The organism is Streptomyces sp. NPDC001530, assembly GCF_042894545.1.
In the GTDB taxonomy this organism is placed as follows: Bacteria; Actinomycetota; Actinomycetes; order Streptomycetales; family Streptomycetaceae; genus Streptomyces.
Genome location: NZ_JBIAVS010000004.1, coordinates 238,638 through 263,904 on the forward strand (window position 1 = coordinate 238,638; position 25,267 = coordinate 263,904).

At 70.5% G+C, this 25,267-nt stretch carries 24 protein-coding genes; 13 read left to right on the forward strand and 11 right to left on the reverse strand.

All coding sequences use genetic code 11. The features are described 5' to 3' along the window. Window positions 1-122 precede the first annotated feature (122 nt). Window positions 123-1,727, reverse strand: a complete 1,605-nt coding sequence (locus tag ACFY0T_RS09045; protein ID WP_388866299.1) for an ABC transporter permease — start codon at window positions 1,725-1,727, stop codon at window positions 123-125. Then, the gene (locus tag ACFY0T_RS09050; RefSeq protein WP_388866303.1) at window positions 1,724-2,641 is read right to left on the reverse strand and encodes an ATP-binding cassette domain-containing protein; all 918 of its coding nucleotides are present in this window, start codon (window positions 2,639-2,641) and stop codon (window positions 1,724-1,726) included. Before ACFY0T_RS09050 ends, ACFY0T_RS09045 begins: the two co-directional genes overlap by 4 nt. A 103-nt stretch (window positions 2,642-2,744) precedes the next feature. On the opposite strand from ACFY0T_RS09050, the gene ACFY0T_RS09055 reads away from it, so the two are divergent. Then, on the forward strand, window positions 2,745-3,242 hold the full coding sequence (locus tag ACFY0T_RS09055; protein WP_388866306.1) for a GbsR/MarR family transcriptional regulator: 498 nt from the start codon (window positions 2,745-2,747) through the stop codon (window positions 3,240-3,242). 40 nt (window positions 3,243-3,282) lie between these two features. On the opposite strand, the gene ACFY0T_RS09060 is transcribed toward ACFY0T_RS09055, so the two are convergent. Continuing rightward, complete coding sequence (locus tag ACFY0T_RS09060) at window positions 3,283-4,803, reverse strand: APC family permease (protein ID WP_388866309.1); 1,521 nt, start codon at window positions 4,801-4,803, stop codon at window positions 3,283-3,285. 216 nt (window positions 4,804-5,019) lie between these two features. Between ACFY0T_RS09060 and ACFY0T_RS09065 the strand changes: the two genes are divergently transcribed. Beyond that, a complete protein-coding gene (locus tag ACFY0T_RS09065; protein WP_388866312.1) occupies window positions 5,020-6,414 on the forward strand; it encodes an ethanolamine ammonia-lyase subunit EutB in 1,395 nt (464 codons plus the stop codon). A 20-nt stretch (window positions 6,415-6,434) separates the two neighbouring features. Then, the gene (gene eutC, locus ACFY0T_RS09070) at window positions 6,435-7,238 is read left to right on the forward strand and encodes an ethanolamine ammonia-lyase subunit EutC (protein ID WP_388867036.1); all 804 of its coding nucleotides are present in this window, start codon (window positions 6,435-6,437) and stop codon (window positions 7,236-7,238) included. A gap of 121 nt (window positions 7,239-7,359) precedes the next feature. Here the strand turns inward: eutC and ACFY0T_RS09075 are convergent, their stop codons facing one another. Further along, on the reverse strand, window positions 7,360-8,196 hold the full coding sequence (locus tag ACFY0T_RS09075) for a diacylglycerol kinase (protein ID WP_388866314.1): 837 nt from the start codon (window positions 8,194-8,196) through the stop codon (window positions 7,360-7,362). 193 nt (window positions 8,197-8,389) lie between these two features. On the opposite strand from ACFY0T_RS09075, the gene ACFY0T_RS09080 reads away from it, so the two are divergent. Continuing rightward, complete coding sequence (locus ACFY0T_RS09080) at window positions 8,390-9,673, forward strand: adenylosuccinate synthase (RefSeq protein ID WP_388866317.1); 1,284 nt, start codon at window positions 8,390-8,392, stop codon at window positions 9,671-9,673. A 180-nt stretch (window positions 9,674-9,853) separates the two neighbouring features. Here ACFY0T_RS09080 and ACFY0T_RS09085 read toward each other — a convergent pair whose 3' ends face one another. Further along, complete coding sequence (locus ACFY0T_RS09085; RefSeq protein WP_388866320.1) at window positions 9,854-10,048, reverse strand: hypothetical protein; 195 nt, start codon at window positions 10,046-10,048, stop codon at window positions 9,854-9,856. A 43-nt stretch (window positions 10,049-10,091) separates the two neighbouring features. Between ACFY0T_RS09085 and ACFY0T_RS09090 the strand changes: the two genes are divergently transcribed. Then, window positions 10,092-10,568 carry a hypothetical protein gene (locus tag ACFY0T_RS09090; protein ID WP_388866323.1) on the forward strand — a complete coding sequence of 159 codons (477 nt, stop codon included), beginning with the start codon at window positions 10,092-10,094 and terminating at the stop codon, window positions 10,566-10,568. Here the strand turns inward: ACFY0T_RS09090 and ACFY0T_RS09095 are convergent. Further along, window positions 10,556-10,810 carry a DUF397 domain-containing protein gene (locus tag ACFY0T_RS09095; RefSeq protein WP_388866324.1) on the reverse strand — a complete coding sequence of 85 codons (255 nt, stop codon included), beginning with the start codon at window positions 10,808-10,810 and terminating at the stop codon, window positions 10,556-10,558. The two genes, ACFY0T_RS09090 and ACFY0T_RS09095, sit on opposite strands and share 13 nt — an antisense overlap. After that, on the reverse strand, window positions 10,807-11,646 hold the full coding sequence (locus tag ACFY0T_RS09100) for a helix-turn-helix transcriptional regulator (RefSeq protein WP_388866327.1): 840 nt from the start codon (window positions 11,644-11,646) through the stop codon (window positions 10,807-10,809). Before ACFY0T_RS09100 ends, ACFY0T_RS09095 begins: the two co-directional genes overlap by 4 nt. A 127-nt stretch (window positions 11,647-11,773) precedes the next feature. Here ACFY0T_RS09100 and ACFY0T_RS09105 point away from each other — a divergent pair, with 127 nt between their 5' ends. From ACFY0T_RS09105 to ACFY0T_RS09120, 4 genes are all read left to right on the forward strand, one after another. Next, on the forward strand, window positions 11,774-12,214 hold the full coding sequence (locus ACFY0T_RS09105; RefSeq protein ID WP_388866330.1) for a hypothetical protein: 441 nt from the start codon (window positions 11,774-11,776) through the stop codon (window positions 12,212-12,214). A 172-nt stretch (window positions 12,215-12,386) separates the two neighbouring features. After that, window positions 12,387-13,217, forward strand: a complete 831-nt coding sequence (locus ACFY0T_RS09110; RefSeq protein ID WP_388866331.1) for a hypothetical protein — start codon at window positions 12,387-12,389, stop codon at window positions 13,215-13,217. A gap of 116 nt (window positions 13,218-13,333) precedes the next feature. Next, window positions 13,334-13,600 carry a hypothetical protein gene (locus ACFY0T_RS09115; protein ID WP_388866334.1) on the forward strand — a complete coding sequence of 89 codons (267 nt, stop codon included), beginning with the start codon at window positions 13,334-13,336 and terminating at the stop codon, window positions 13,598-13,600. Next, entirely contained in the window at window positions 13,597-14,058 is a 462-nt protein-coding gene (locus tag ACFY0T_RS09120; RefSeq protein WP_388866337.1) for a hypothetical protein, read from the forward strand. The genes ACFY0T_RS09115 and ACFY0T_RS09120 overlap by 4 nt, the downstream gene beginning before the upstream one ends. A gap of 44 nt (window positions 14,059-14,102) precedes the next feature. Here ACFY0T_RS09120 and ACFY0T_RS09125 read toward each other — a convergent pair whose 3' ends face one another. The 3 genes from ACFY0T_RS09125 to ACFY0T_RS09135 all read right to left on the reverse strand — a co-directional run bounded on the left by ACFY0T_RS09125 (window position 14,103) and on the right by ACFY0T_RS09135 (window position 17,271). After that, window positions 14,103-14,753, reverse strand: a complete 651-nt coding sequence (locus tag ACFY0T_RS09125; RefSeq protein WP_388866340.1) for a hypothetical protein — start codon at window positions 14,751-14,753, stop codon at window positions 14,103-14,105. Between the two features lie 165 nt (window positions 14,754-14,918). Next, window positions 14,919-15,632: a GntR family transcriptional regulator gene (locus tag ACFY0T_RS09130; RefSeq protein ID WP_388866343.1), complete on the reverse strand. Its 714-nt coding sequence runs from the start codon at window positions 15,630-15,632 to the stop codon at window positions 14,919-14,921. 283 nt (window positions 15,633-15,915) lie between these two features. Beyond that, complete coding sequence (locus tag ACFY0T_RS09135) at window positions 15,916-17,271, reverse strand: aspartate aminotransferase family protein (protein ID WP_388866347.1); 1,356 nt, start codon at window positions 17,269-17,271, stop codon at window positions 15,916-15,918. 196 nt (window positions 17,272-17,467) lie between these two features. On the opposite strand from ACFY0T_RS09135, the gene ACFY0T_RS09140 reads away from it, so the two are divergent. The 4 genes from ACFY0T_RS09140 (at window position 17,468) to ACFY0T_RS09155 (ending at window position 22,347) form a co-directional block, all read left to right on the forward strand. Continuing rightward, a complete protein-coding gene (locus tag ACFY0T_RS09140) occupies window positions 17,468-18,100 on the forward strand; it encodes a type 1 glutamine amidotransferase family protein (protein ID WP_388866350.1) in 633 nt (210 codons plus the stop codon). Next, window positions 18,097-18,564, forward strand: a complete 468-nt coding sequence (locus ACFY0T_RS09145) for a MarR family winged helix-turn-helix transcriptional regulator (RefSeq protein WP_388866353.1) — start codon at window positions 18,097-18,099, stop codon at window positions 18,562-18,564. The genes ACFY0T_RS09140 and ACFY0T_RS09145 overlap by 4 nt, the downstream gene beginning before the upstream one ends. A gap of 79 nt (window positions 18,565-18,643) precedes the next feature. After that, window positions 18,644-20,686 (forward strand): protein kinase, encoded by a 2,043-nt coding sequence (locus tag ACFY0T_RS09150; RefSeq protein WP_388866356.1) that lies wholly within the window; start codon window positions 18,644-18,646, stop codon window positions 20,684-20,686. A gap of 128 nt (window positions 20,687-20,814) precedes the next feature. Further along, window positions 20,815-22,347, forward strand: coding sequence for a substrate-binding domain-containing protein (locus tag ACFY0T_RS09155; protein ID WP_388867039.1), 1,533 nt, complete (start codon window positions 20,815-20,817; stop codon window positions 22,345-22,347). Between the two features lie 70 nt (window positions 22,348-22,417). Here ACFY0T_RS09155 and ACFY0T_RS09160 read toward each other — a convergent pair whose 3' ends face one another. Further along, window positions 22,418-25,174 (reverse strand): ABC transporter substrate-binding protein, encoded by a 2,757-nt coding sequence (locus ACFY0T_RS09160; protein WP_388866359.1) that lies wholly within the window; start codon window positions 25,172-25,174, stop codon window positions 22,418-22,420. Window positions 25,175-25,267: the final 93 nt, after the last annotated feature.

The following is a 25,267-nucleotide window of genomic DNA, read 5'->3' on the forward strand; positions in this document are numbered from 1 at the left end:
ACCCGTCCCATACCTGGGGGCTCCGCCCCCAGACCCCCGTATCGCGCTTCGCGCTCGTCCTCAAACGCCGGACGGGCTAAGACTTTCCAGCCCCGGCCGGCAAAAGTTCCCCCCAGCCGCCCTCACGTACTCATGTCCCGCCGACGCAATCCCGCCACCCCCACCGCGGTCAGTAGCGCCGCGATTGCTGTAAGGACGACCACCGGTGTCCAGGTCATGTCGCTGCCCGGCAGCTTGGGGAGGTGGCCGAAGGGGGAGAGGTTCATGACGGACTGGGGGATGTTGAGGGCTGGGCCGATCCAGCCGAGGAGGAGGGCGAGGCCTGCGGCGGCCCAGGCGCCGGGGGCGAGTTGGGGAGAGAGGCCGTGCAGCAGGACGGCCAGGGCGCCCAGGGTCCAGATGGCCGGGACCTGGACGAGGCAGGCGCCGAGGATGGGCCCGAGCTCGGCGCCGTAGCCGAGGCCGAGGCCGACCCCGCCGAGCACCATGATGAGCACCGCACCGCCGAAGGCGATGACGAGATGGCCAAAGGCCCAGCGCAGCCGCCCGACGGCGTTCGCCAGCACCGGCTCCGCCCGCTGCGAGGTCTCCTCACCGTGCAGCCGCAGCACGGACGAGACGACGTACAGCGCGGCGACCATGCCCAGCATCCCCACCATCGTGGCGAGGAACGCGTCCGTGATCCCGGCCTGCCCGCCCATCCGCTCGATGATCTCGCGGGTCTTGTCGTTGTTCCCGACCAGATCCGAGGCGCCCTTCGTCATCCCGCCGAACGCGGCCCCGGCGGCGAGGAACCCGAGGCTCCAGCCGAGCACGGCGCCCCGCTGCAACCGCCAGGCCAGCGCCCCGGCCGTACCGAGTCGCCCCGAGGCGGGCCCCGGCCGCGTCGGCAGGAAGCTCATGCCGACATCGCGCCGCCCGGCGAGCTCGTACGCCACCGCGCCCTGCGCGGCGACCGCGGCGACGAACAGCAGCAGTACCCACCAGCGTTCGCCCGCGAAGGACCTCAGCTCTTCCAGCCAGCCGACCGGCGAGATCCACGTCAGGACATGCGATCCGTCGTTCGACGCCGAGTCGCCCGCCGCCTTCAGGACGAACGCCGCGCCGAGCAGCCCGCCCGTCAGCCCTTTCGCGAGCCGCGCGCTCTCCGTCAGCTGGGCGACGATCGCCGCCATCGTGGCGAAGACCATGCCGACCCCGGCGACGGCGAGCCCGAGCGCCAGCGCCCCGGCGCCGCCCTGCCCCGCGAGCCCACCCGCGATCAGCAGCGCGAGCACGCCGTTCGCGACGAATGCCGCCAGTAGCGCGGCTGTCAGCGGGGCGCGGCGCCCCACCATCGCCGACGAGATGAGTTCCTGGCGCCCGCTCTCCTCCTCGTCGCGGGTGTGGCGTACGACGATGAGCAAGCTCATGATCGCGGCGAACACCCCGGCGTAGCCGCCGATGCGCCAGGCGGTGAGTCCGCCGAGCGAGTCGCTGAACACCGGCCCGTACGTGGCGCGCAGGGAGCTGTTGGTGAGCATCTGCCGTGCCACGTCGGCGCGTTCGGCGGGGGTGCTGTAGACGGTCTTCAGCGAGTTCGGCAGGGAGACCACCAGCAGGCCGATCACGCCGACCCAGAGCGGCATCATCAGCCGGTCGCGGCGCAGCGCGAACCTCAGGAGGGTGCCCGTTCCGGCCAGGTGACGGGAGCCTCCGGTCCGGACGGCGAAGGTCGCGGCGGTCATCGCGCCATCGCCCCCTCACCCGCGGGCACGTCCTCCTGGTAGTGCCGCAGGAACAGCTCCTCCAGGGTCGGCGGGGTCGACGTCAGCGACCGTACGCCGGAGTCCGTGAGGGAGCGCAGTACGGCGTTCAGCTTGTCCGTGTCGACCTGCAACCGCACCCGCTTGCCCTGGACGTCGACGTCGTGCACCCCGGGCAGCGACGCCAACCCGTTGGGCGGGCCCGCGAGTTCGGCGGTCACGCTCGTCCGGGTGAGGTGGCGCAGCTCGGCCAGCGAGCCGCTCTCGACGGTCTGGCCCTTGCGGATGATGCTGACGCGGTCGCAGAGCTCCTCGACCTCGCTCAAAATGTGCGAGGACAACAGAATCGTCCTGCCGCGTGCGCGCTCCTCCTCCACGCACCGCTGGAAGACCTCCTCCATCAGCGGGTCGAGGCCGGAGGTGGGCTCGTCCAGGATCAGCAGGTCGACGTCCGAGGCGAAGGCGGCGACGAGGGCGACCTTCTGGCGGTTGCCCTTCGAGTACGTGCGCCCCTTCTTGGTGGGGTCCAGCTCGAACCGCTCGATCAGCTCCGCCCGGCGCGCCTTGTCCAGGCCGCCTCCGCGCAGGCGCCCGTACAGGTCGATGACCTCGCCGCCGGAGAGGTTGCGCCACAGCGTCACGTCGCCGGGGACGTACGCGACCCGGCGGTGCAGTTCCACCGCGTCCGTCCAGGGGTCCTTGCCCAGCATCTGCGCGGCGCCCGAGTCGGCGCGCAGCAGGCCCAGCAGGACCCGGATGGTGGTGGACTTCCCGGCGCCGTTCGGGCCGAGGAAGCCGTGTACCTCACCGGTCTCGACGTCCAGGTCGAGGCCGTCGAGCGCATGCGTCTTACCGAACGACTTGTGCAGTCCGGAGACGGTGATTGCCTTCGTCATGCTTCAGAACGTACGCTTCTTTCAGAAACTTGTGAAGTTAAGGAAGCCTATAAATGCCCGATAGACTCATGGTCGGTCGCTGAGCAGGGGAGATGATCGGGGCATGACGGAGTCGAAGGCGGTGGGGCGGGACGCGGAGGCGGTCTCGCGGTTCGTGGAGCACTTCGCGGCGCAGCTCGTCGAGGCCGGGATGCCGCGGATGCCGTCCCGTGTCTTCGGGGCGCTGCTCGCCTCCGACACCGGTGCGATGACCTCCGTCGAGCTGGGCGAGCAGCTGCAGATCAGCCCCGCCGCCGTCTCCGGCGCGGTGCGCTATCTGGCGCAGGTGCACATGGTGTCGCGCGAGCGGGAGCCCGGTTCGCGGCGGGAGCGGTACCGGGTGCACAGCGACCAGTGGTACGAGGCGCTCACCAATCGCGAGGCGATCATCAAGCGCTGGGAGGACGCGCTGCGCGAGGGCGTCACCAGCCTGGGCGCCGACACTCCGGCGGGCCGCCGGCTCGCGGAGACCCTCGCCTTCTTCGAGTTCATGGAGTCGGAGTTGGAGGCCATGATGGAGCGCTGGCGGCTCCACCGCGACAAGACCTTCGGCCAGGGCTGAACCGCACGCCCCGGCCGAAGGCCATACAACTCCCTTGCCGCTAACGCTCCTTGGTCTCCTCCAGGACCGTCCGCCCCAGCAGCGCGTACCGCTCCGGAGACCGGCGCTTCAGATACGTCGCGTATGCCACTCCGCCCACCGCGATGAGCGCGACGATCCAGGGCGTGGACTTCAGGATGAGCGAGCCGGACTCGGTGCCGGCCGCGGCGCCCATGTTGGAGACCAGCAGGACCACCACGCCGAGCATCGCGAGGCCGCCGAGGAGCGGGGCGGTGAAGGTCTTGAACCAGTGCCTGCTCTCGGGGTGGTGGGTGCGGAAGTAGGCGAGGACCGCGAAGGAGCAGACGGCCTGCACGATCAGGATGGCCATGGTGCCGAGGATGGCGAGCAGGACGTACGTACCGGTGTACGGGTCCTTGCCGGCGACCCAGAACGCGCCGATCAGGACGGCGCTGACCACCGTCTGGACCAGGCCCGCGATGTGCGGGGAGCCGTGCTTGGGATGGGTGCGGCCGATGGTCTTCTGCAGGGACGGGAGGACGCCCTCGCGGCCCAGCGCGTACATGTAGCGGGCGGCGCAGTTGTGGAAGGCCATGCCGCAGGCCAGCGAGCCGGTGATCATCAGCCACTGCATGACGTCGACGGCCCAGTGGCCGACATAGTGCTCGGTGGGGTTGAAGAACAGCGCCAAGGGGTTCGCGGACGAGGCTGCCTTGACCGCCTCCGCCTCGCCGTTGCCGGTGATGGCCATCCAGGAGACGAAGACGTAGAAGACGCCTACGCCCAGGACGGAGATCATCGTCGCCTTGGGGATGATCTTCTTCGGGTCGCGGGACTCCTCGCCGTACATCGCCGTCGACTCGAAGCCGACCCACGACCAGAAGGCGAAGAAGAGGCCGAGTCCGGCGCTGGTGCCCTTGAAGGCGTTGACCGGGTTGACCGGGCCGAAGGTGAAGCCGTGCGGGCCGCCGCCGTGCAGGGCGACCGAGATCGCCATCGCGGCGAGGATGGTGACCTCGGTGGCGAGCAGCACGACGAGCAGCTTCTCGGCGACCGAGACGCCGAACCAGGTGCCCGTGGCGTTGATGGCCAGCATCAGGATCGCGAACGCCCACCACGGGACGTCCACCCCCGTCTGGTCCTTCAGCGTCCCCGTGGCGAAGGTCGAGAAGATGCCGATCAGGGCCGGCTCGAAGACGACGTACGCGAAGGTCGCGAGCAGCCCCGAGGCGAGGCCGGCGGTGCGGCCGAGGCCGTAGGAGATGAAGCCGTAGAAGGCGCCGGTGGAGGTGATGTGCTTCGCCATCGAGGTGAAGCCGACCGCAAAGATCGCCAGGACGACCATTGCCACGAGATAGCTGGCGGGGGCGCCGATGCCGTTTCCGGCCGACACCATGAATGGCACGTTGCCCGTCATGGCGGTGATCGGGGCCGCGGTGGCGACGGCCATGAAGACCACGCCCAGCAAACCGATCGCGTTCGGCTTGAGCCGGTGGACGGTGCCTCCGGGCTCGTCCGTCGTGGCCGGCGCCCCAGGGGCCACGCCCTCTTGTACTGCCATCGGGTGGCCCCTTTCCTCATGCACTCAGACGGTGATCGGTGGTGTGCGACGAGCCGGAATCCTGCTGGGCGAATGAGTCGGCCAGCAGATCCGGGCGTTAAATGTTTGTCAACCAGACCTTTAGAACGCGGCTGGAACGCGGCGCGAACGAACGTCTGCGTTAACTCTCCGGACGGGCGTGGACCCGGCGCCGTCCCCCTTCGTACGGTCGCCGTCATGAGCACCTACACCGCCACCCTCGGCGGCCGGAACCACACCTTCACCGGCCTCGCGTCGCTGCTCGCCGCCGCAAGCCCCGAGCGGTCGGGCGACCGGCTCGCCGGGCTCGCCGCCGAGTCCGCGCAGGCGCGGGTGGCGGCGCGGTGGGCGCTGGCCGGGGTGCCGCTCGCGCGGTTCCTCGCCGAGCCGGTGATTCCGTACGAGGACGACGACGTGACCCGGCTGATCGTGGACAGCCATGACGCGGTGGCCTTCGGGCCCGTCTCCGGGCTCACCGTCGGGGAGTTCCGGGAGTGGCTGCTGTCGGATGCGGCGAACGCCGGGAGTCTTGCGGCGCTGGCCCCCGGGCTCACGCCCGAGATGGTGGCCGCCGTCTCCAAGCTCATGGGCAACGCGGACCTGGTGGCCGTCGCCCGCAAGGTACGCGTGGTCACCGCCTTCCGCTCCACGATCGGCCTGCCGGGGCGGCTCGCCACCCGCCTCCAGCCGAACCACCCCACCGACGACCCGGCGGGCGTGGCGGCGGCCCTGCTCGACGGACTCCTGCTGGGCTCCGGCGACGCGGTGATCGGCATCAACCCGGCGACCGACAGCCCGAAAGCCGTATGTGACCTGCTGGAGCTCCTTGACGGGGTGATCGAGCGCTACTCCATCCCCACCCAGTCCTGCGTGCTGTGCCACGTGACGACGAGCATCGACCTGATGGAACGCGGCGCCCCGGTCGACCTCGTCTTCCAGTCCATCGCCGGTACGCAGGCCGCGAACGCGTCCTTCGGGGTCACCCTCGGGCTGCTCGACGAGGCGTACGAGGCCGCCAAGGGGCTCGGCCGGGGGACCGTCGGCCAGAACGCCCTCTACTTCGAGACCGGCCAGGGCAGCGCGCTGTCCGCCGACGCGCACCACGGGGTGGACCAGCAGACGGTCGAGGCGCGGGCGTACGCGGTGGCCCGCCGCTACGACCCGCTGCTGGTGAACACGGTCGTGGGCTTCATCGGCCCGGAGTACCTGTACGACGGCCGCCAGATTCTGCGGGCGGCCCTGGAAGACCACTTCTGCGGGAAACTGCTGGGCCTGCCGATGGGCCTGGACATCTGCTACACCAACCACGCCGACGCGGACGACGACGACATCGCCACCATGCTGACGATGCTCGGCGTCGCGGGCGCCTCCTTCGTGATCTGCACGCCGGGCGGCGACGACATCATGCTCAATTACCAATCGGCCTCGTACCACGACGCGTTGTACCTGCGCGAGGTCCTCGGGCTGCGCCCGGCACCGGAGTTCGAGGCGTGGCTGGAGCGGATCGGGCTGCTGGACGCCGGGGGCGGGATCAGGGATGTGTCGGGTACGGCGCACCCGCTGATGACGATCGGCAAGGAGATAGCGGCGTGAGCGGGATGGATGAAGGCAGCATGGCGGACCGTCAACTGGCAACGCTGGTACGGGCTTTGGTGGCGCCCGAGTCCTCCGACGCCGCCCTGTGGGCGTCCCTCCGCCGCCATACCCAGGCGCGGATCGGGCTCGGCCGTGCGGGGTCGGGGTTGCCCACGCGGCACCGGCTCGAACTGCAGGCGGCGCACGCTGCCGCGCGGGACGCGGTGCACTCGCCGTTCGATCCGGACGCGGTGGCGGCCGCGCTGACGGGCGTGCCGACGATACGGGTGCGGAGTGCCGCGCCCGACCGGCTCACGTACCTTCAGCGTCCCGATCTGGGGCGGCGGCTCGATGACATCGATCGTGCGCATCTGCCCCGTGACGACTGGGACGTGGTGTTCGTGGTCGCGGACGGGCTGTCCAGCAGGGCGGTCCATGACCACGCGGCGGCGGTGATCCGCGAGACGGCGGCGCTGCTTCCTGCCGGCTGGCGGGTCGCGCCGGTCGTCCTCGCCGAGCAGGCACGGGTGGCGCTCGGGGACGACATCGCGGACGCCCTGGGGGCCACGCTGGTGGTGGTCCTCATCGGTGAACGCCCCGGCATGTCGGCCGCGGACTCCCTGGGGGCCTACCTCACATACGCCCCCCGCCCCGGCCACACCACCGACGCCGACCGCAACTGCCTCTCCAACATCCGCCCGCCGCTCGGTCTCACCCACGGTGCGGCTGCCGCCAAGCTGGCGACCCTGATGCGGCGGGCCCGCGAGCTGGGCGCCACGGGGGTGGCCCTGAAGGACGAGTCGGACACGGCGCTGGGGGCTGCGCCCCCAGACCCCCGCTGAAAGACTGCGCAGTTCCCCGCGCCTCTGAAGGGGCGCGGGAACTGCGCGACTAGCCCCCGCCCACCCGCAGCCGAAGGATCATGTACGGGACGGGTAGGGGCGGAGGGGGCGAACCCACCCCTCACGCCACCGGCAACGTCAACCCCCACGCCGCCTCCCGCACCGTCCACGTCCGAGTCCGTACAGGCCCGGCCACCACAGAATCCGCCCGATACCGGAAATCGGCCCCGGAGACGGTGACCCGGCGTCCCACGGCCCGCAGGGGCGACGCCTCCGCGCCCACGGACACCGGCCGGACCTCGACCTCCGCACCGCCCGCCAGGAAGCCCGGCGTCACGGACACCGCCTCCACAGGCTGGTCGAGGTCGACGACCGTGACCCCGTCGACCTCGACACGGAGCCGGGAGGGCCCGGGCCCGGGCACGGAGGCCAGCCGCGGCGGCCGCGCGGCCAGCGTGCGGACCAGGGACTGGCAGGTGCGCAGCCAGGGGTGGGCCGGCGCCCCCGAGGGGCCTGGGGACAGGACGGGAGGGATGCGGAGGGCGCTCAGGACGACGCCGTCGCTGTCGTCCACGAGGAGGTCGAGCCGCCGCTCGGCCCCGTCGAGGACGGCCCGCGCCGCGGCCACGGCCCCGGTCGGCACGCCCAGGGACCGTGCCAGCGACAGCACACCCCCCACCGGCACCAACGACAGCCCGCACATCGCGAGCTCCCGCTGCCGGTGCAGAAGGGACACCGCCCGCAGCAGAGCCCGGTCGTCGCCGACCACGACGGGCCGCCGAGAGCCCCTCCGGGCCAGCGCCCGGGCGAATTCCTCGGGCCCCTCGGGCAGGCACACTTTCGTCGCCGCACCCGCGCTGAGCACGTCTTTCGCGATCCGTACAGACTCGCCGTCCGTACGACGGGCGACCGGGTCGATGACCACCAGGAGCTGGTCGGAAGCCGCCACCTCGGTCATGCCTCGCTTCCTCGGGTAGCATCTTGGTGCAAGAGCCCCTTGCGCTATTGCGCCAGGGGCTTCGTCTATTCCGGGGCATCCGGTCCGACGGTCGCGGCCAAAGGTGGTCGCCGGCGTACGCAGCCGCACTCGAAAAGGCAGCCGCGTACGTCCCCGACCTTGGACATGCCCCGCCCGGAAGGGGTGTACGCCTGTGCCCGCACTTGTGCTGCTCGGTGCTCAGTGGGGTGACGAAGGCAAGGGAAAGGCCACCGACCTGCTCGGTGGATCTGTGGATTATGTGGTGCGCTACCAGGGCGGCAACAACGCCGGCCACACGGTAGTCGTGGGCGATCAGAAGTATGCCCTCCACCTCCTCCCTTCCGGAATCCTCACGCCGGAGTGCACTCCGGTGATCGGAAACGGAGTCGTCGTCGACCCGTCGGTCCTGTTCTCCGAGCTGAACGGACTGAACGAGCGCGGCGTCGACACCTCCAAGCTCCTGATCAGCGGAAACGCTCACATCATCACGCCGTACAACGTCACTGTCGACAAGGTGACGGAACGCTTCCTCGGGAAGCGGAAGATCGGTACGACGGGACGCGGCATCGGGCCGACGTACGCGGACAAGATCAATCGCGTCGGCATCCGCATCCAGGACCTCTACGACGAGTCGATCCTGACCCAGAAGGTCGAGGCGGCCCTCGAGGTCAAGAACCAGCTGCTCACCAAGCTCTACAACCGTCGCGCCATCGAGGCGAGCCAGGTCGTCGAGGAGCTGCTGGGCTACGCGGACCGGCTCAAGCCGTACGTCGCGGACACCGTCCTGGTCCTCAACAAGGCGCTGGAGGAGGACAAGGTCGTGCTCTTCGAGGGCGGCCAGGGCACGCTCCTCGACATCGACCACGGTACGTATCCGTTCGTGACGTCCAGCAACCCGACCGCGGGTGGGGCGTGCACGGGCGCGGGTGTCGGTCCGACCAAGATCAGCCGGGTCATCGGCATCCTCAAGGCGTACACCACCCGCGTCGGCTCGGGCCCGTTCCCCACGGAGCTCTTCGACGCGGACGGCGAGGCGCTGCGGCGGATCGGCGGCGAGCGCGGTGTGACCACCGGTCGTGACCGGCGCTGCGGCTGGTTCGACGCGGTCATCGCCCGCTACGCGACCCGCGTCAACGGCCTGACCGACTTCTTCCTCACCAAGCTGGACGTCCTGACCGGCTGGGAGGAGATCCCGGTCTGCGTGGCGTACGAGATCGACGGCAAGCGCGTCGAGGAGCTCCCGTACTCCCAGACCGACTTCCACCACGCGAAGCCGGTCTACGAGACCCTCCCGGGCTGGTCGGAGGACATCACGAAGGCCAAGACCTTCGCGGACCTCCCGAAGAACGCCCAGGCGTACGTCAAGGCTCTGGAGGACATGTCCGGCGCGCCGATCTCCGCGATCGGTGTCGGCCCGGGCCGCGACGAGACGATCGAGATCAACTCGTTCATCTAGTACGGCCATCCAGCGCGGCTGGTACGGCAGTTCACGCGCCCCCGGTGAGGCTTCGGCCGACCCGGGGGCGTTGTCATGCCCGCCATGCCGTCGAACCGCTCACCGCGGCCGATGTCCTCCTGCCGGAGGGCATCGGCCGCGGTGGCGTCTTTACGCCGCAGAGCCCCAACTCGCCTGATTTTACTTGCCGTTGGCAATCGTGCTGTGCCTATGGTGATCACCGCGCACGGCGGCAGCGACCGGCGGCCGAGCGCACGGCGACACCTTCGGCCCCACCACGCTGTCCACGCTGGCGTCGAAGTACGCGAGACTCAACAACGACACGGTGCCGTCCGCGAACTTCGCCCGGATCATCCAGTCCGGCCTGTACTGCAAGGGCTGAACCGCAACCTGAGTTTGTGACAGAGGGAAGCGTGTGATGTCTGGAGACCAGCCGTACGCCGGCCACGACGGCACCGCCGTACTCCTGCTGACTCTGGTCGGCCTCGTCGCCACGCCATGGCTCGTCGTATACGGGGTCAGGCTGCTGTTCCGTGCCAGGACCGCCGGGACGACGGTGGCGGCCGTCAAGTCCGCCGCGGTACTGGCCTGGGCCGGGATGGTCGGCATGTACACCTGGGGGGTCCTCCACCTCGTCTTCTACGACGACACGGACCAGTCCCAGGCGTGCAACAAGGCGGTCGGCACAGGACATCTCACCGGTTACGACCCCTCGTACATCCCGCTGCACTTCGGCTGCCGTACCAGTGACGGACGCACGGTCGAAGCGGTCATCCCGTCGTACATCAACCCGGCGGTAGCCGTGTGGGGAGTGTGCGCCCTCGCCCTCACTCTCACCGGACTCGCGATCGCCTGCCGCACCCGCGCGAAGCGGCTCGCGGCTCAGCAGGCCTGAGCCTGACCCACGAGGAACGCGGCCCAGGCTTCACCGGTGACGGTGAGGGTTGGGCCGCCAGGGGTTTTTGAATCGCGGATGTGGATGGCCCGGGGGCTGTGGGGGCAGGCGGCTATCTCGACGCAGTCGCCGCCGCTGTCGTTGCTGTACGACGACTTCCGCCAGGCGTACGCGACTTCGACGCAGTCAGCGCCACCGCTGTCGCTGTAGCTCGACTTGAACCACCGCAGTGTGCTGGTCATGTCCGCTCTTCTCCTGCCAACCGCTGGATGAGGCTCAGAGAGTCGTCCGGGCTCAGAGCCTGTGTGCGGATCTTCGCATAGCGGTGCGAGAGTTGGGCCACCTTGACGGGATTGCTGACGAGGTGGCTCTCGTCCTCGATCTCCATGTACACAACGTGGTGATGCTCCTCAGTCTCCACCAGTTTCATGTCACCACGCGCGCCCGCGTGGCCGCCGCGCAAACCCCGCTCCAGCGGCAGCACTTGAACGCTCACGTTGTCGCGTTCGGCATTTTCGGCGAGGGAGCGTAACTGCCCGCGCAGGATCTCCCAGCTCCCGAACGGCCGCCGCAGCACAGCCTCGTCGAGGATCAGCTCGATCATGGCGGTCGGGTCGCGGTCGAAGAGGGCCTTGCGAGCCATGCGGGCCTCGACCAGTTCCTCCACCTTGCCCTCGGGCAGCTTCGGGAAGCCGCCGCCGATCAGCGCCCGAGCGTACGCCTCGGTCTGGAACAGACCATCGACCACGTACGTCTGGTACGAGGACAACGTCACCGCCCGCGCCTCCATCAGCGAGAAGTCCTTGAACTGCGGCGGGTACTTGTCCAGCAGGACGAACGTGCGGGCCTTCTCGAAGACTCCGAGCCCTCCGCCGATCGTCTCCTCCAGCTTGACGAGCATCTGGTCGCTCGCGGGCTGCGCGCAGGTCTCCATGGCGCTGATCGCCGAGCCCGTGTAGCCGATCCTCTTGCCCAACTGCTCCTGGGAGATCTGCTGTTGCTCACGCAGGGCTCTCGCCAGGGCGGCTACGAGATGAGTCGTCCCGCCTGCCTCCACCTTGTTCTCCGCCCGCGCCATTGCGGTCACCCCTTGGGACTCAACCGAACTCAACTGGTCTCAACTCGCCCCCGCTCCCGCCCGACCGTGATCGACCGACGACGCAGAGTCATGGAAAACGCTAGCCCTACCTCCTGAAACTGTCTCCATGGATACGCAAAGTGACGAGGTAAACCTCGGCGAGCCCCCACTTACCCCTGATTGGATCCCCCTCTCGGGGATCCAACTCCGCAAGGCAGGCGTCCAGTTCGACGCACTGCGCGTCGACGGCGACGACGGCCGCACCCTCGCGGACGCGCTCGCGCGGATGACGGGCGGTGATCCCGGCCCGGTGGTCGAGGAGGCGAGCGGGCGCCGCTCGGTGTACTTCCTGGTGCCGGTCGGGAGCACGTCGCACCGGGCGTGGCCGGAGGAGGTCACGAGGCTCACGGCGGGCCCGAGCCGCGTGTCGTACGTCCCCGTGCCCGCCCTCAATGGGCAGACGTGGCCGCTGAGTTGGCGGCATCGCCCCGGCGTCGACGGCCGCCTCGTACACACTCTGCTGTTGCGTTCGGCGCTCCAGGCTCTGGAGTGGCGTTACTCCAGCTGACACGGTCGCGCCCGGTTCACCCCCAAGGGTGAAGAACGCGAACTTCCGCCTGGGAAAAGGCAGTTCCGGCTTGCATTCGTCGCTCTGAGTGCCCATAGAGTCACCGGCAACAAAGAACGCCCCCGCGGTGCGCCAACACCCGGGGGCTCGACACCAGGAGCTACCACTCCCGATGCGTATTCATCGTACGACGCCCACGCGCGCCTTTTCCGTCTTCGCCAACGCCCTTCTCCGCGACCGGAGCATCTCCTGGTTCGCGGTAGGCGTACTGACGTACCTCCTCAGCCTCCCGAACGGCTCTCGCGCCACCATCCGTACGCTCGCCGAGCAGCGCAGCGAGGGGCGGGCGCGGATCTCCGCCGCCCTCCGTGAGCTGGAGGAATCCCGGTATCTGCGGAGGGTGCTCCGCAAGAACCCCGAGAGCGGTCAACTCTCCACTGTGTACGAGGTGTTCGACACCCCGTACGACGACGAGCCCGCTCCGGGTGAACCCGAAAAAATCCAGAACCGGGCCTCCGGTGAGTCGGATTCCGCCGTCTCGGGCCCTCTCCCTTCGGGAGAAAAGACCGGGGAACAAGAACCTCCCTCCCCGCCGCCCGAGGTGCTGTCGCCGTCGATCGGCGAGCGCACGGCGCTCGCCGCGAAGCTGCTCGGCTCACTCGGCCGTGCCGAACCCCGGCTCGCGCTCGGCGCCGCCGAGGCGCTGCGGCTCGCTCCGCTGGTGGAGGAGTGGTGGGACCTGGGCGCGACGAGCGCCCAGGTGCGGTCGGCGCTGACGCAGGGACTGCCGTCCCGCGTGCACTCGCCCCGCGCCCTCGTGGAGAACCGTCTGCGCCGCAAGCGCCCGGCTGCCCCTGAGCCGGCGGCCGCCGCAGTGACGACCGTTGAGATCCGCAGCACCGCCGAGATCCGCAAACCCGGGGCGCCCGGTTACCGGGATGCCGCGCGGCGGGGCGGCGCACTGGCCCGCGCGCTGCTGAGCGGGCGGGCGGCGCCCGCGTAGGGCCGCAAAGACTCCCGGCTCGCGTCCGCGAGGCCGGGTCCCTCAAGAGAAACGGAGTGTCGCTGACCGTCACACTCGTACGCCCGGAGGCGGTATACCGTCGGTATACTGTCCTCATGGCTGACACCACGATCAAGGTCGACCCCGCCGTCCGAGACCGCCTGCAGGAGCTGGCCCGGGAGCGCGGTATCAGCATGCGGGACCTCGTGGCGGAGCTGGCTGGGGCGACGCCCACGAAGGAAGAGCTGCGCAAGCGGTACGAGGAGATCAAGGCGTACGTGGAGGAGCACTTCCTCGGCAGGCCGTACACGGAAGAGGACGAGAAGGCCGGCGAGAAGCTGTGGGCCGACCTTGAGGCCGGGCGCATCGGGGAGGTCCAGTGACGGACTCCCAGGGCAGGGACAAGTACCCGCTGCCGCGTGCCGTCATCTTCGACGACACGGCCGCGCTCGCGCTGGGCGCGGGGAACAGCATGGCCTCCCGCCTCGTCGTCGAGGCCGAGAAGGACCCCGCCCTGCGGGTCTACATCCCGGCGCTCAGTCTGGCCGCCGCCGAGCGGGAACGGGCGGGGGTCGCCGAGCACGTCGGCGCGCTGCCGTCGGTGAACATCGAGGGGCTCGACTTCGCGGCGGCGACCGCCGTGGGCAAGCGGCTGCGGACGGCGGCCTCAGGGGATGAGGATCAGGGGGCCAAGGTGGAGCCGGACTGGAGCGGCGCCCATGTGCTGCACCTGGCCCTGCCCGCCGTCGAGTGGCCACGCGGCCGTCCCGTCCTGACCCGGACGCCCACCCGGTACCGGGGCACAGGCATCCGGACGATCCGCATCGTCGAGCAGAGCTGACGGAGGAGATTGCGGGGCTGCGCGCAGCGCGGCCCCGCACCGGCTCAGCTGAAGATGATCATCGAGCCCTGGGCGAGGCTGCGGGTCGCGGCGGCGTGCAGGCCCAGCCAGACGTGGCGTTCGCGGGCGAAGGGGCTGGCGTCGAAGGGGGCGGGGGCGGCCGGTTCCTCCAGCTCGGTGGGGGCCATGGGGGGCGCCGGGGCGGCGGGAGGGTTCGCCGGGTCGATGCCGATCGACGGGGCGACGAATTCGAGTTCGCGCAGGAGGGTCTGAGAGGAGCCGAGGGGGCCGCCGCCCGCGAGGAGTTCGTCGTTGGCGAGGGGGTGCGGGAAGTCGACGGGGACGTACGCACCCGCGTGGTCGTAGTGCCAGACCAGGTGCGACTGCTGGGCGTTCGTCTCGAACATCTCCAGCAACTGTTCGTAGTCGCCGCCCAGTTCGTCCACCGGCGTCACCGCGAGCCCGCACATCTGGAGGAGGTACGCGCGGCGCAGGAAGTGCAACGCGTCGTAGTCGAAGCCCGCGACCGGGGCCACGTCGCCGGAGAGGCCCGGCATGTACGCGTACACCGGGACCGGGGGGAGTCCGGCCTCGGCCAGCACCTTGTCGTAGAGCGCGAGTTCCTCGGCGAAGGGGTTGTCGGGGGTGTGGCACAGCACGTCGACGAGCGGGACCAACCACAGGTCACAGGCCAACAGACGGCTCCTCTTGCTCCTTGGGTGCACGGTGGTCAGGGCAGCGTAATGCGCGCGGCGGTCTTGGGAAGGGCCTGGTGCACAACTCCGGATCCCGGTGGGCCGGGGGTGGTGTGCTCCTGGGGGCTCCGCCCTCAAACCCCCGATCGCCCGAAGGGCTCGTCCTCAAACGCCCGACGGGCCGGAACCTGAGGCCAGGCGCTCGATCAGGGCCAGCGAGTGCGCGTTGTACGCCGTGATGATCGCGTGGGCCGCCTCCGGGTCGCGGCGGGCGAGGGCGTCCACGAGTTCCGTGTGGCCGGACCACAGGTGGCCCTTCAGGTCGGCGACGTGGCGCAGGTGCTGGACCGTGCAGACCCAGGACTGGACGCGCAGCCGGTGCAGGAAGTCGGCGAGGTAGGGGTTGCCGAAGAGGCCGCTGAGCTCGCGCCAGAAGCGGAGGTCGTAGCCGATGAGGATGTTCAGGTCGCCGGCGGTGGCGGCGCGCTGGGCCTCCTCGCCGCGGCGGCGGACGCCGGCGAGGGCGGCGATGGCGCGGGGGTCGTTGAGCTGCGATATGCCGCGGGTGGCGAGGCTGTGGAACATGCCGTCCGTGACCAGGCTGCGGGCCTCGATCATGCCGCGGTAGTCGGCGGGGGAGTACTCGTGCACGTGGAAGCCGCGGTGCTGGTCCGCTTCCAGGAGGCCCTGGGCCGAGAGGTCGACCAGGGCCTCGCGGACAGGGGTCGCGGAGACGCCGTATTGGTCGGCTATCTCCTTCACCGTGAACTCCTGGCCCGGCTGGAGACGGCCTGCGAGCACCTCGTCACGGAGCGCGTCCGCGATCTGCTGCCGCAGGGTGCTGCGGGTTACGGCCCCATTGCCGCCGCTGCCGGGCATGGTCTCTCGCTCCCCCATCGCGTGGGTACGTGGTCGGTTCTACGCGTATCACTCCGAGCACGCCACCTTACGCGGTGGGGGTTGGTGGATGGTTTTTTCGCCCCCTCCGCCCCTGCCCGTCCCGTACCAGCCCTTCGGCTGCGGGTGGGTGGGGGCTTGTCGCGCAGTTCCCCGCGCCCCTGAAGGGGCGCGGGGAACTGCGCAATCTTTTAGGCGGGTCTGGGGGCGCAGCCCCCAGATACGGGACGGGCAGGGGCGGAGGGGGCGAAGAAACCCCCCGCCGTCACGCCGTGTGCTCGTCCGCCACCGTCAGGGCCGCGTCCAGGGCCGCCAGGCCCTCCTTGGCCTCGGCCTCGGTGATGTTGCAGGGCGGCACGACGTGGGTGCGGTTCATGTTGATGAAGGGCCACAGGCCCTGCGCCTTGGCGGCGGCGCCGAACGCGGCCATGGGAGCGTTCGCCTCACCCGCCGCGTTGTACGGAACGAGCGGCTCCCGGGTCTCCCGGTCCTTCACCAGCTCCAGGGCCCAGAAGACCCCCGTACCGCGCACCTCACCGACACTGGGGTGCCGCTCGGCGAGATCCCGCAGCCCTGGCCCGAGAACCGTCTCACCGATCCGCGCGGCCTGCCCGACGATGTCCTCCTCCTCCATCACGTTGATGGTGGCGACGGCGGCCGCACAGGCCAGCGGGTGCCCGGAGTACGTGAGCCCGCCGGGGTAGGGCCGACGAGCGAAGGTCTCCGCGATCGCGCCCGAGATCGCGACACCGCCGAGCGGCACGTACCCGGAGTTCACGCCCTTCGCGAAGGTCATCAGGTCCGGCGTCACGCCGAAGTGGTCCGCCGCGAACCACTTGCCCGTACGCCCGAACCCCGCCATGACCTCGTCGAGGACGAAGACGATCCCGTACCGGTCGCAGATCTCCCGCACCCCGGCCAGATATCCGGCCGGCGGCGTCATGATCCCCGCCGTACCCGGAATCGTCTCCAGGATCACCGCCGCGATGGTCGCAGGACCCTCGAAGGCGATCGTGTCCTCGAGGTGCTGCAGCGCCCTCTCGCACTCCTGCTGCTCGCTGTCCGAGTGGAAGGGCGAGCGGTAGAGGAACGGCGCCCAGAAGTGGACGACACCCGCCGCACCGCTGTCGTTCGGCCAGCGCCGCGGGTCACCGGTGAGGTTGATCGCGGTGGAGGTGGCCCCGTGGTACGAGCGGTACGCGGAGAGCACCTTCGGCCGCCCGGTGTGCAGCCGGGCCATGCGCGTGGCGTTCTCGACGGCCTCCGCGCCACCGTTGGTGAAGAAGATCTTGTCGAGGTCGCCGGGGGTGCGCTCGGCTATCAGCCGGGCGGCCTCGGACCGCGCCTCGACGGCGAAGGCGGGCGCGAATGTGGACAGGGTTGCGGCCTGCTCCTGGATCGCGGCGACGACCTTCGGGTGCTGGTACCCGATGTTGGTGAAGACGAGCCCACTGGTGAAGTCCAGATACCGCTTGCCTTCGTAGTCCCAGAAGTACGACCCCTCCGCGCCGGCGACGGCGAGCGGGTCGATGAGCTCCTGCGCGGACCAGGAGTGGAACACATGCGCACGGTCCGCGGCCTTCACGGCGGCGCCGACCTGGGGGTTGGGCTGAGGGGTCATGCGGCGAGCGTAAATGTCCACGGAGTGGACGCGATATCGGCGTCCTGTCTGTGGTCGGGGGCTTTCCGCGACAGTCTGTCGGGCTTGGCGACCAGGGAACCACCCGGAACCCCCCGGGGATCGTAGGGAATATTGACAGCATGCTGTCGAGTTGACAGCATGCTTACATAAGCTGAGGCCTGCCCGAGGAGGAGCCATGAACGCCGCCACCGAGACCAGCCGCAAGCCCGCGCGTCAGCCCGTCCACCTCGCCGTCTACGACACCTTCGCCGACTGGGAGACGGGGCACACGACCGCGTATCTCGCCCGTGCCGGGTATGAGATCCGGACAGTCGGTCCCACCCGGGAGCCCGTCACCACCATCGGCGGGGTCCGGATCCAGCCCGACCTCGCCCTCGACGACGTCCGCCCCGAGGACAGCTCCCTGCTGATCCTCACCGGTGCCGATCTCTGGGACACCAGCGACGATCTCGCACCGTTCGCCCGCAAGGCCCGCGCGTTCCTCGACGCGGGCGTGCCCGTCGCCGCGATCTGCGGGGCGACGGCCGGGCTCGCCCGCGAAGGCCTGCTCGACGACCGCGACCACACCAGCGCCGTGTCCTTCTACCTCGCCGCCACCGGGTACGCGGGCGGTGAGCGGTACGTGGACGTCGACGCCGTCACCGACGGGAAGCTCGTCACGGCCGGTCCCACCGAACCCGTCGCCTTCGCCCGCGAGGTCTTCCAGCTCCTCGGCGTGTACGAGGGCGAGGTGCTGGACGCCTGGTACCGGCTGTTCCACGACTCGGACCCGGAGGCGTACGCCGTCCTCGAGAAGGCGGGACAGTGAGCCGCGAACGCCAGGACCTGCTCAGCCGCAGCGCGCTCGGCGTCTTCCGGCTGAACGGCCAATTCCTGGCCGTCGCCGACGAGTTGGCCCGGCCGGCCGGACTCACCGCCGCCTGGTGGCAGGTGCTCGGCGCGGTCCTGCGCGAGCCCCTGCCCGTCTCCGGGATCGCCCGCGCGATGGGCATCACGCGGCAGAGCGTGCAGCGGATCGCCGACCTGCTCGTGGAGAAGGGGCTCGCCGAGTATCTGCCCAACCCCGCCCACCGCCGCGCCAAGCTGTTGTCCCCGACAGAGGACGGACGCGCCGCGATCGCCAAGATCGGCCCTGGCCACGCGGCCCTGGCCGACCGGCTCGCGGAGGCGCTCGGCGAGGACGGGTTCGCGGAGACCGTACGCGTGTTGGAGCGGCTGGCGGCTGTGCTCGAAGACGTCACGGAATCGGCACACCCTGTTACGGAACCGTAGACACCGCCCCATCCACCTCCCTGTACGGCCGCACTATCCTCGATCTGTTGCACACGTACGGGGGAGGGTGGGCACGATCATGGAGAAGCTGGGGGCGGGGGATCCGCAGCAGATCGGGGCGTATCGGTTGCTGGCGCGGCTCGGCGCCGGCGGGATGGGGCACGTGTACCTCGCCCGGTCCGACCGGGGGCGTACCGTCGCCGTCAAACTCGTCCGCGAAGAGCTCGCCGAGCAGGAGGAGTTCCGGGCGCGCTTCCGCCAGGAGGTGCAGGCCGCGCGGCGGGTCGGCGGGTACTGGACCGCGCCCGTCCTCGACGCCGACACGGAGGCCGAGATCCCGTGGGTGGCCACCGGTTACGTCGCCGGGCCCAGCCTGCAGGCCGTCGTCGGCCACGACCACGGCGCCCTCCCGGAGCGCTCCGTCCGCATCCTCGCCGCCGGGCTCGCGCACGCCCTGAAGGACATCCACGCCGCGGGGCTCATCCACCGCGACCTCAAGCCCTCGAACGTCCTCGTCACCATCGACGGCCCCCGCGTCATCGACTTCGGCATCGCCCGCGCCCTGGAGACCGTGACCGACGGCGGCCTCACCCGCACCGGCGCGCTCGTCGGCTCGCCCGGCTTCATGGCCCCCGAGCAGGTCCGCGGTGACCGCATCACGCCCGCGTGCGACGTCTTCTGCCTCGGCTCGGTCCTCGCGTACGCCGCCACCGGCGCCCTTCCCTTCGGGTCGACCAACAGCGGTGTGCACGCGATGATGTTCCGCATCGCGCAGGAGGACCCCGACCTGGAGGGCCTGCCCGAGGGCCTCGCCGACCTCGTACGCGACTGTCTGCGCAAGGACCCCGCCGCCCGGCCCACCCTCGACCAGATCCTGGAGCGCACCGGCGCCGAGGACACCGTCTCGGACGGTCGCACCCGCGACCCGTGGCTGCCGAGCGCGCTGGTGGCCCAACTCGGTCGGCACGCCGTGCAGTTGCTGGACACGGAGAACCCTGACGAGGGACAGGGACACGGGGGCGGGCAGGCGTCGGGTGCGGCTCCCGCGCCGGGTGCCCCGGCTGTACCGCCGATGCCACCAGCCCCGCCCCAGGCAGCCCCGCCCCAGGCCCACGCCCCCGTCCCGGACTTCTCCAAGCCCCCGGTCGCCGACTCCACCCCCGCCTCGCCCGAAGCCTCCCCCGAACACGCCCCCACCCCGGCAGAGGAGGGCGCCACCCCGCCCGCACCCGGGCAGCCCGCCGCCTTCAACCACCTCCCCACGATGATCGCGGGCGCGAGCCAGACACCCCCTCCGACCGCCCCGCCCGCCACCCCGCACCCCGCGTACGGCTACCCCCAGCAGCACCCTCAGCCCAGCGGCCCGGGCACCGCCCACCCCGCGTACGGCTATCCGCAGAATGGCTGGGGCCAGCAGCCGGGCCCGTACGGCTCGACACCTCCGTACGGCCCTGGCGTCGCCCCCTCTCCGTACGGCCCGGGCGGCGCGACACCGCCGTACGGTCCCGGAGTCGTCCCACAGCAGCCCGAACCCGCGCGCGGAAACAGTCGCTCCACCGCCGTCCTGATCGTCGTGGCCCTGGTCGTCGCGCTCGGCGCGGGCGGCAGTGTGTACGCGCTGATGAGGGGCAGCGGGAGCGACGAGGACGACGGCAAGTCCGGGGCGTCGCCGGCGGCGAGCGCGTCCACGACGCCGGGTCCGAGCACGTCGGAGCCGTCCTCGACGACCCCGACGTCCGAGTCGCCCAGCGCGCAGCCGTCCGACGCCGGCACGATCCCGGAGGCGTTCCTCGGCACCTGGAACACCAGTATCGACAACGCGACGGGCCACAACACCCGCCAACTGACCATCCAGCAGGGCGAGGTGGGCGACACGGTGCTCTCGCTCACCGCGGACGGCCCGGCCGGCAGCGGCACCTACCACTGCGTCTTCCAGGCCGAGCTGGCCGAGGCCCCGGGCGCCGAAGGCCCCCTGGAGATCGGCCCCTCCAAGGTCACCGTGGGTGAACCGGCCTCCTGCTCCCCGGGCGCCGCCTCCGAGGTCACCCTCCTTTCGGACGGCCGCCTGCGCCGCGTGAACAAGGACTCGGGCGAGGCGCTGACGTACACCAAGGGCGGCTGATGAGGCATCAGAGATGAGGCCTAACTCCCGTGCAATGAAAGGCTGTTGAAGTTCATCTCCCGTATGTCGGGTGTTTCCGGCCCGAGTCGTACCGTTTCCGCACGGTGAGGCTCGGGGGAGTGGCTCAAGTGGAGTGGCTGAGCGCAGAGAACGTCGTGGCCGTGGGGACCGCCGTCGTCGGTATCGTGGCCTCCGCGGGGATGGTCTGGTACGAGCGCCGGGTGCCGCGGCGCAAACGGATCGGGTACCGCGTCCAGATGGACAACCCGATCGGCGAGAACGTGAGCTCGGGGCGGGCGAACGTACGGCTCGGCTGGTTCGACGAGGCGCCGGGTATGGCGGACGCCACCTTCGTCCTGCTGCGGATCGAGAACGACGGTTCGCAGAGCATCGGCGACAGCGACTACACGGCCCGTGAACTCCACGGTCTGACAGCGGTGTTCGCCGACCGCACCATCCGCGGGGTGTCGGTGACGCAGCCGCCCGGCACCGACCACCTCATGGACCACTTCACCCCGTCCGCGGGCCTCGGCTACGACGGCGGCACCCTGCGCATCCCGCGTGTCCCGCTCAACCGGGGCGAGCACTTCAAGCTGCTCGTGCTGCTCTCGGGCGGCCATGTGGGCAGCGAGGTCCGGCTCATCGGCGGCATCCGGGACGGCGAGGTCAGTCCCAACCGCAGTACGACACCGGACGACCAGCCGCCGCTGTTCAGCCGCGCGGCCCGGCTGATCACCGTGATGCTGACCGTGTGCGTCGTCACGCTCGCGCTGATCGTCGTCCTGCGCGACGACGCCCCGCCCCCGGCCGGCTGCGAGAAGGGCACCCTGACGGTCACCGGCTCCACCGCCTTCGAGCCCGTGATGCGCGAGCTGGCCAAGAAGTACGAGAAGGACTGCGAGGGCGCCACCATCGCCGTCGATCCGCACGGCAGCACCGCCGGGGTGCGCGAACTCGACGCCACCGGGGCGAAGTCCGCGAACGGCTCGCCCGCCGTCGTCGCCCTCTCCGACGGTCCCAAGCCGAGCGGTCTGGACCGGCTGCGCGAGAACCGGATCGCCGTCTCGGTCTTCGCGCTCGTCGTCAACGACGACATTCCGTTGAAGAACCTCTCGCTCACCGACGTACGCCGTCTCTACCGCGGCGAGATCAAGAACTGGAAGCAGCTCGGCGGCCCCGACCGGCCCGTCCTCCTCGTCAGCCGGGACGCCAACTCCGGTACGCGACAAGTCTTCCAGCGGCGGGTGCTGGGGCGCGGCGAGATCGCCAACTCCTCACTGGACTGCGTCCACAAGGACGACCCCACGGCCCCCGTCGTGCGCTGCGAACTCGACTCCACCGACCAGGTGTTGAACACGGTCGCCAAGCTGCCCGGCGCGATCGGCTACAGCGAACTCAACAGCGCCACCGCTCACGAGGGTCTGCAGAAGCTCAACCTCGACGGCCACACCCCGTCCGTCGAGGACCTGGAGCACGGCACCTCCGACTACCCGTACCGCGAGATCGAGTACGCCTACACCTACGGCCAGCCGCCCGCCGACTCCCTCGCCTCCAGCTTCCTCTCCTACATCAGCCGGGGCAGCGGCCAGGACGTGATCCGCACGCACGGGCATCTGCCGTGCGGGACGCCGGTGGGGCTGCGGATCTGCGGAGACGGCTGAGCCCGCACCCGCGGGGTTCGTCTCACCGGACCGACCCCTGCTCGCGTCCTCACCGGACCCCGCCCACGCCTCACTGCGCGGCGCAGGGAGGCCCCTGCGCCTGGCTCTTCGCCCCCTGCCGATAGGCGCCGCACGCCAGGGCGACGAGCGGCCCGCTTCCCGACTGCCGCAGCAGCACCAGGGCCTTGTCCCGCGGGGGCATGTTGCTGCCCTGGTCGTACGACACATAGCCGGTCGCGCCGTCGAAGGTGATGCCGCTGCGGAGTGCCGTGATCATGGCGTTCGGGTCCACGCCGCCCTTGCCGGACAACGCCATGTCGGCGGCCCGGGACAGGACGTGGAAGGCGTCGAACGACACCGCGGAGTGGCCGTCGTCGCGCCAGGGGTCGTCCTCGGCGGAGCCGGGGACGAAGTCGTCGTACGCGGCGGCGAACTGCTTCGTCTTGGCGCCGGCGTGGCCGTCCTCGACGGGCACGCGGTGTGCGGAGTAGTACAGGCGCAGCCAGTCCTTGTCGTTGAACTCGCCGGTGAGTGCCACGTTGGTGAGCTCGTTGCCGCCCAGCACCGTCACATCGCGGTGGGTGCACGTGCCTTGTGTGTCGAGGGCGTTGACGAAGGCGACGAAGTCGCGGGCGCGGGCCGACCAGTACACGACGGTCGGTTTGTCACCGTTCAGCGCCTCGCACACCGTGTCGGCGAGGTCGTGCGCGCTCTTGATCTTCGGCGTGCCGGGCGGCGCACCGGTGAAGTCGCCCTCCTGGGAGAAGTTGACCAGCTGTGTGCTGCCGGAGAGCTCCTGGCGGAACTTCTCCGCGAGACTCTTGCTGTACAGGTCCGCCGAGCTCTGGATCACCACGGCGTGCCCGGCGGGCTCGCAGCCGCCGGCCGTGCGCGCCACGACCGGCGAGCCGGCCGCGAAGTCCGCCTCGATACGTGCCTCGGTGCTGTTGAGCGGGGTGAAGGGCCAGTAGTTCCCGCTGTCCAGCATCTCGTCCGCGGTGGCGGTGGTGCCGATCACGGGGAGCTCGACCTCTTCGAGGATCTTGAGGGCGTTCTGGGTCCAGGTCTTGCTCTGGGCGTAGCCGAGGACGCCGATGATCCTCTCGTAGTCCTTGGCCTTCTCGCCGTTCTTGCCCACCTGCCCGCTCTTGATCTGGTCGACCAGCTCCCGGGCCTTGCTCTCGGCGTTGACGAAGCCCTTTCCGGTGGGGCGCACGTCGACGCGCAGCGGTACGCGCGAGTCGTCGGCGACCGCCTCGTTGTTCAGCTTCTCCTGCCACATGGCGATGCCGCGCAGCTCCGGGATGGTCCCGTCGAACAGGGTCTCCGTCTTGCCGGTGGGCTCGGCCGAGGTGAACGCGACGACCGTACGGACGGTCTTGCCCTCCGCGGCGAAGTCCTCGGCCCGCTTGTTCTGGGCGGCGATCTTCGCGAGCGTGTCCTCGTACCACTCCTTGGGGCGCAGTTCGATCTCCCGGTCGTACTCGGCGCCCGCCACGTCGACGTCGCCGCCGACACAGTCGTGCTCGGACGGGTCGGGCGTCGTGCTGACGTACATGAAGCCGCCCACCGTCGCCACGACGAGGACGCAGAGGCCGGTCACGCCCGCTGTCACGGTGCGCCCGCCGAGGTGGTACGTCTTGGGCTTGACCGGGCGGATGAACAGCCCGTCGCGGGCGAAGGGTTCGTCCCGCAGCCGTACGTGGACCGTGCCCGTCGCCGACTGGTGCAGCAGTTTGCCCGCCTGGGTGAGGGTGCTCTGCGGGGGGTTGCCGAGGTCCCGCAGCAGTTCCTCCGAGGGTCGTCCGACGGCGATGACGAGCGGGCCGGGATGGCGCAGGGTGTGGGCGCGCTCCTGGTGGAAGGCGCGCAGGAAGCGCTCCGCCGCCTCGGCGCCTTCCGTGCCCCGCCTCGGCAGGGGCACCAGCAGTACGGGGCGGGCGGTCCGGCGCCGCCGCAGCGGGCGGAACGTGCCGATCGCGGGCTCCTTCAGGTCCTCCAGCACGGCGCGCGTCAGCAGTTCGTCGAGCGCGAGCAGCGACTCGGCGTGCCGGGGGTGCTCCGGAGGCAGAGCCAGACGCGGCATCTGCCGGTCGGCGACCTCGTCCATCATCACGAAGAGCGACTCGCCACCGCCGGCCGCGCTCAGCCGGGTGGCCAGCCACCTCGGGCCGCGGGAGAGCGAGAGCCGTCCGGCGCGCACCAGCTTGCGGGTCTTGCGATGCTCCCAGAGCGAGCGGGGCAGGGTCCTGGTGAGCCCCTGCCACACGGAGCCGAGCAGCCAGCCGCGGATCCCGCCGGCGGGGGGAGCGCTGCTTCCTCCGAGCGCCCATAAGAAGACCTGGGCGCTCCCCTCGCGCCGCTGCCGCCGGTGCAGCCGCAGCTGCTCGTGGGCGTGGTCGCGCAGGACCGCGGAGCCGGGTGCCCGTCGCTCCTGCGCGTGCTGCCGGATGTAGTCGACGGAGTCCCACAGCGGCCAGAAGCCGGGGAAGCGGTCCGGTGTCATGTGCGCGGGCGGGCCCGAGGAGAGCCCCCGTCCGACGGAGCCGCTGAGCAGGTCGGAGTCCTGTCCCGCGGTCGGTACGGCGTACGGGACGAGCTTCGCGTCGTCTTCGCTGGTGAGCGGTTTCTCCAGCTCGCCGATGACGCGGCGGACCCGCGCGTCGTAGTCGGCCTCCTCGCCCGGGACGCTCAGAATCACCAACGGCGGTGTGTGCGCCAGCGATTCACGCTCCGCGGGCGCCACGGCCTGCCGGTACTCCCGTACGAAGTCGTCGGCTCCCTCGTCGTCCGGAAACCCGCTCGGCGAAGGGTGGGGTACGGCCATGGAAGATCCCCCTCAGGTCCTCCTCGACGGGTCAGGACAGGTCAAGACAGGTCAGGTCGCCTCGCCTTGCCCGCCGTGAAGTCGAGAGACTAC

Coding starts and splice junctions, on each gene's coding strand:
- ACFY0T_RS09050 (WP_388866303.1), bottom strand. CDS start 2,641: ATGACGAAGGCAATCACCGTCTCCGGACTGCACAAGTCGTTCGGTAAG.
- ACFY0T_RS09060 (WP_388866309.1), bottom strand. CDS start 4,803: ATGGCAGTACAAGAGGGCGTGGCCCCTGGGGCGCCGGCCACGACGGAC.
- ACFY0T_RS09115 (WP_388866334.1), top strand. CDS start 13,334: ATGGCTGACACCACGATCAAGGTCGACCCCGCCGTCCGAGACCGCCTG.
- ACFY0T_RS09130 (WP_388866343.1), bottom strand. CDS start 15,632: ATGCCCGGCAGCGGCGGCAATGGGGCCGTAACCCGCAGCACCCTGCGG.
- ACFY0T_RS09150 (WP_388866356.1), top strand. CDS start 18,644: ATGGAGAAGCTGGGGGCGGGGGATCCGCAGCAGATCGGGGCGTATCGG.
- ACFY0T_RS09105 (WP_388866330.1), top strand. CDS start 11,774: ATGGATACGCAAAGTGACGAGGTAAACCTCGGCGAGCCCCCACTTACC.
- ACFY0T_RS09160 (WP_388866359.1), bottom strand. CDS start 25,174: ATGGCCGTACCCCACCCTTCGCCGAGCGGGTTTCCGGACGACGAGGGA.
- ACFY0T_RS09100 (WP_388866327.1), bottom strand. CDS start 11,646: ATGGCGCGGGCGGAGAACAAGGTGGAGGCAGGCGGGACGACTCATCTC.
- ACFY0T_RS09135 (WP_388866347.1), bottom strand. CDS start 17,271: ATGACCCCTCAGCCCAACCCCCAGGTCGGCGCCGCCGTGAAGGCCGCG.
- ACFY0T_RS09045 (WP_388866299.1), bottom strand. CDS start 1,727: ATGACCGCCGCGACCTTCGCCGTCCGGACCGGAGGCTCCCGTCACCTG.
- ACFY0T_RS09095 (WP_388866324.1), bottom strand. CDS start 10,810: ATGACCAGCACACTGCGGTGGTTCAAGTCGAGCTACAGCGACAGCGGT.
- ACFY0T_RS09090 (WP_388866323.1), top strand. CDS start 10,092: ATGTCTGGAGACCAGCCGTACGCCGGCCACGACGGCACCGCCGTACTC.
- eutC (WP_388867036.1), top strand. CDS start 6,435: ATGGCGGACCGTCAACTGGCAACGCTGGTACGGGCTTTGGTGGCGCCC.
- ACFY0T_RS09110 (WP_388866331.1), top strand. CDS start 12,387: ATGCGTATTCATCGTACGACGCCCACGCGCGCCTTTTCCGTCTTCGCC.
- ACFY0T_RS09075 (WP_388866314.1), bottom strand. CDS start 8,196: ATGACCGAGGTGGCGGCTTCCGACCAGCTCCTGGTGGTCATCGACCCG.
- ACFY0T_RS09140 (WP_388866350.1), top strand. CDS start 17,468: ATGAACGCCGCCACCGAGACCAGCCGCAAGCCCGCGCGTCAGCCCGTC.
- ACFY0T_RS09065 (WP_388866312.1), top strand. CDS start 5,020: ATGAGCACCTACACCGCCACCCTCGGCGGCCGGAACCACACCTTCACC.
- ACFY0T_RS09055 (WP_388866306.1), top strand. CDS start 2,745: ATGACGGAGTCGAAGGCGGTGGGGCGGGACGCGGAGGCGGTCTCGCGG.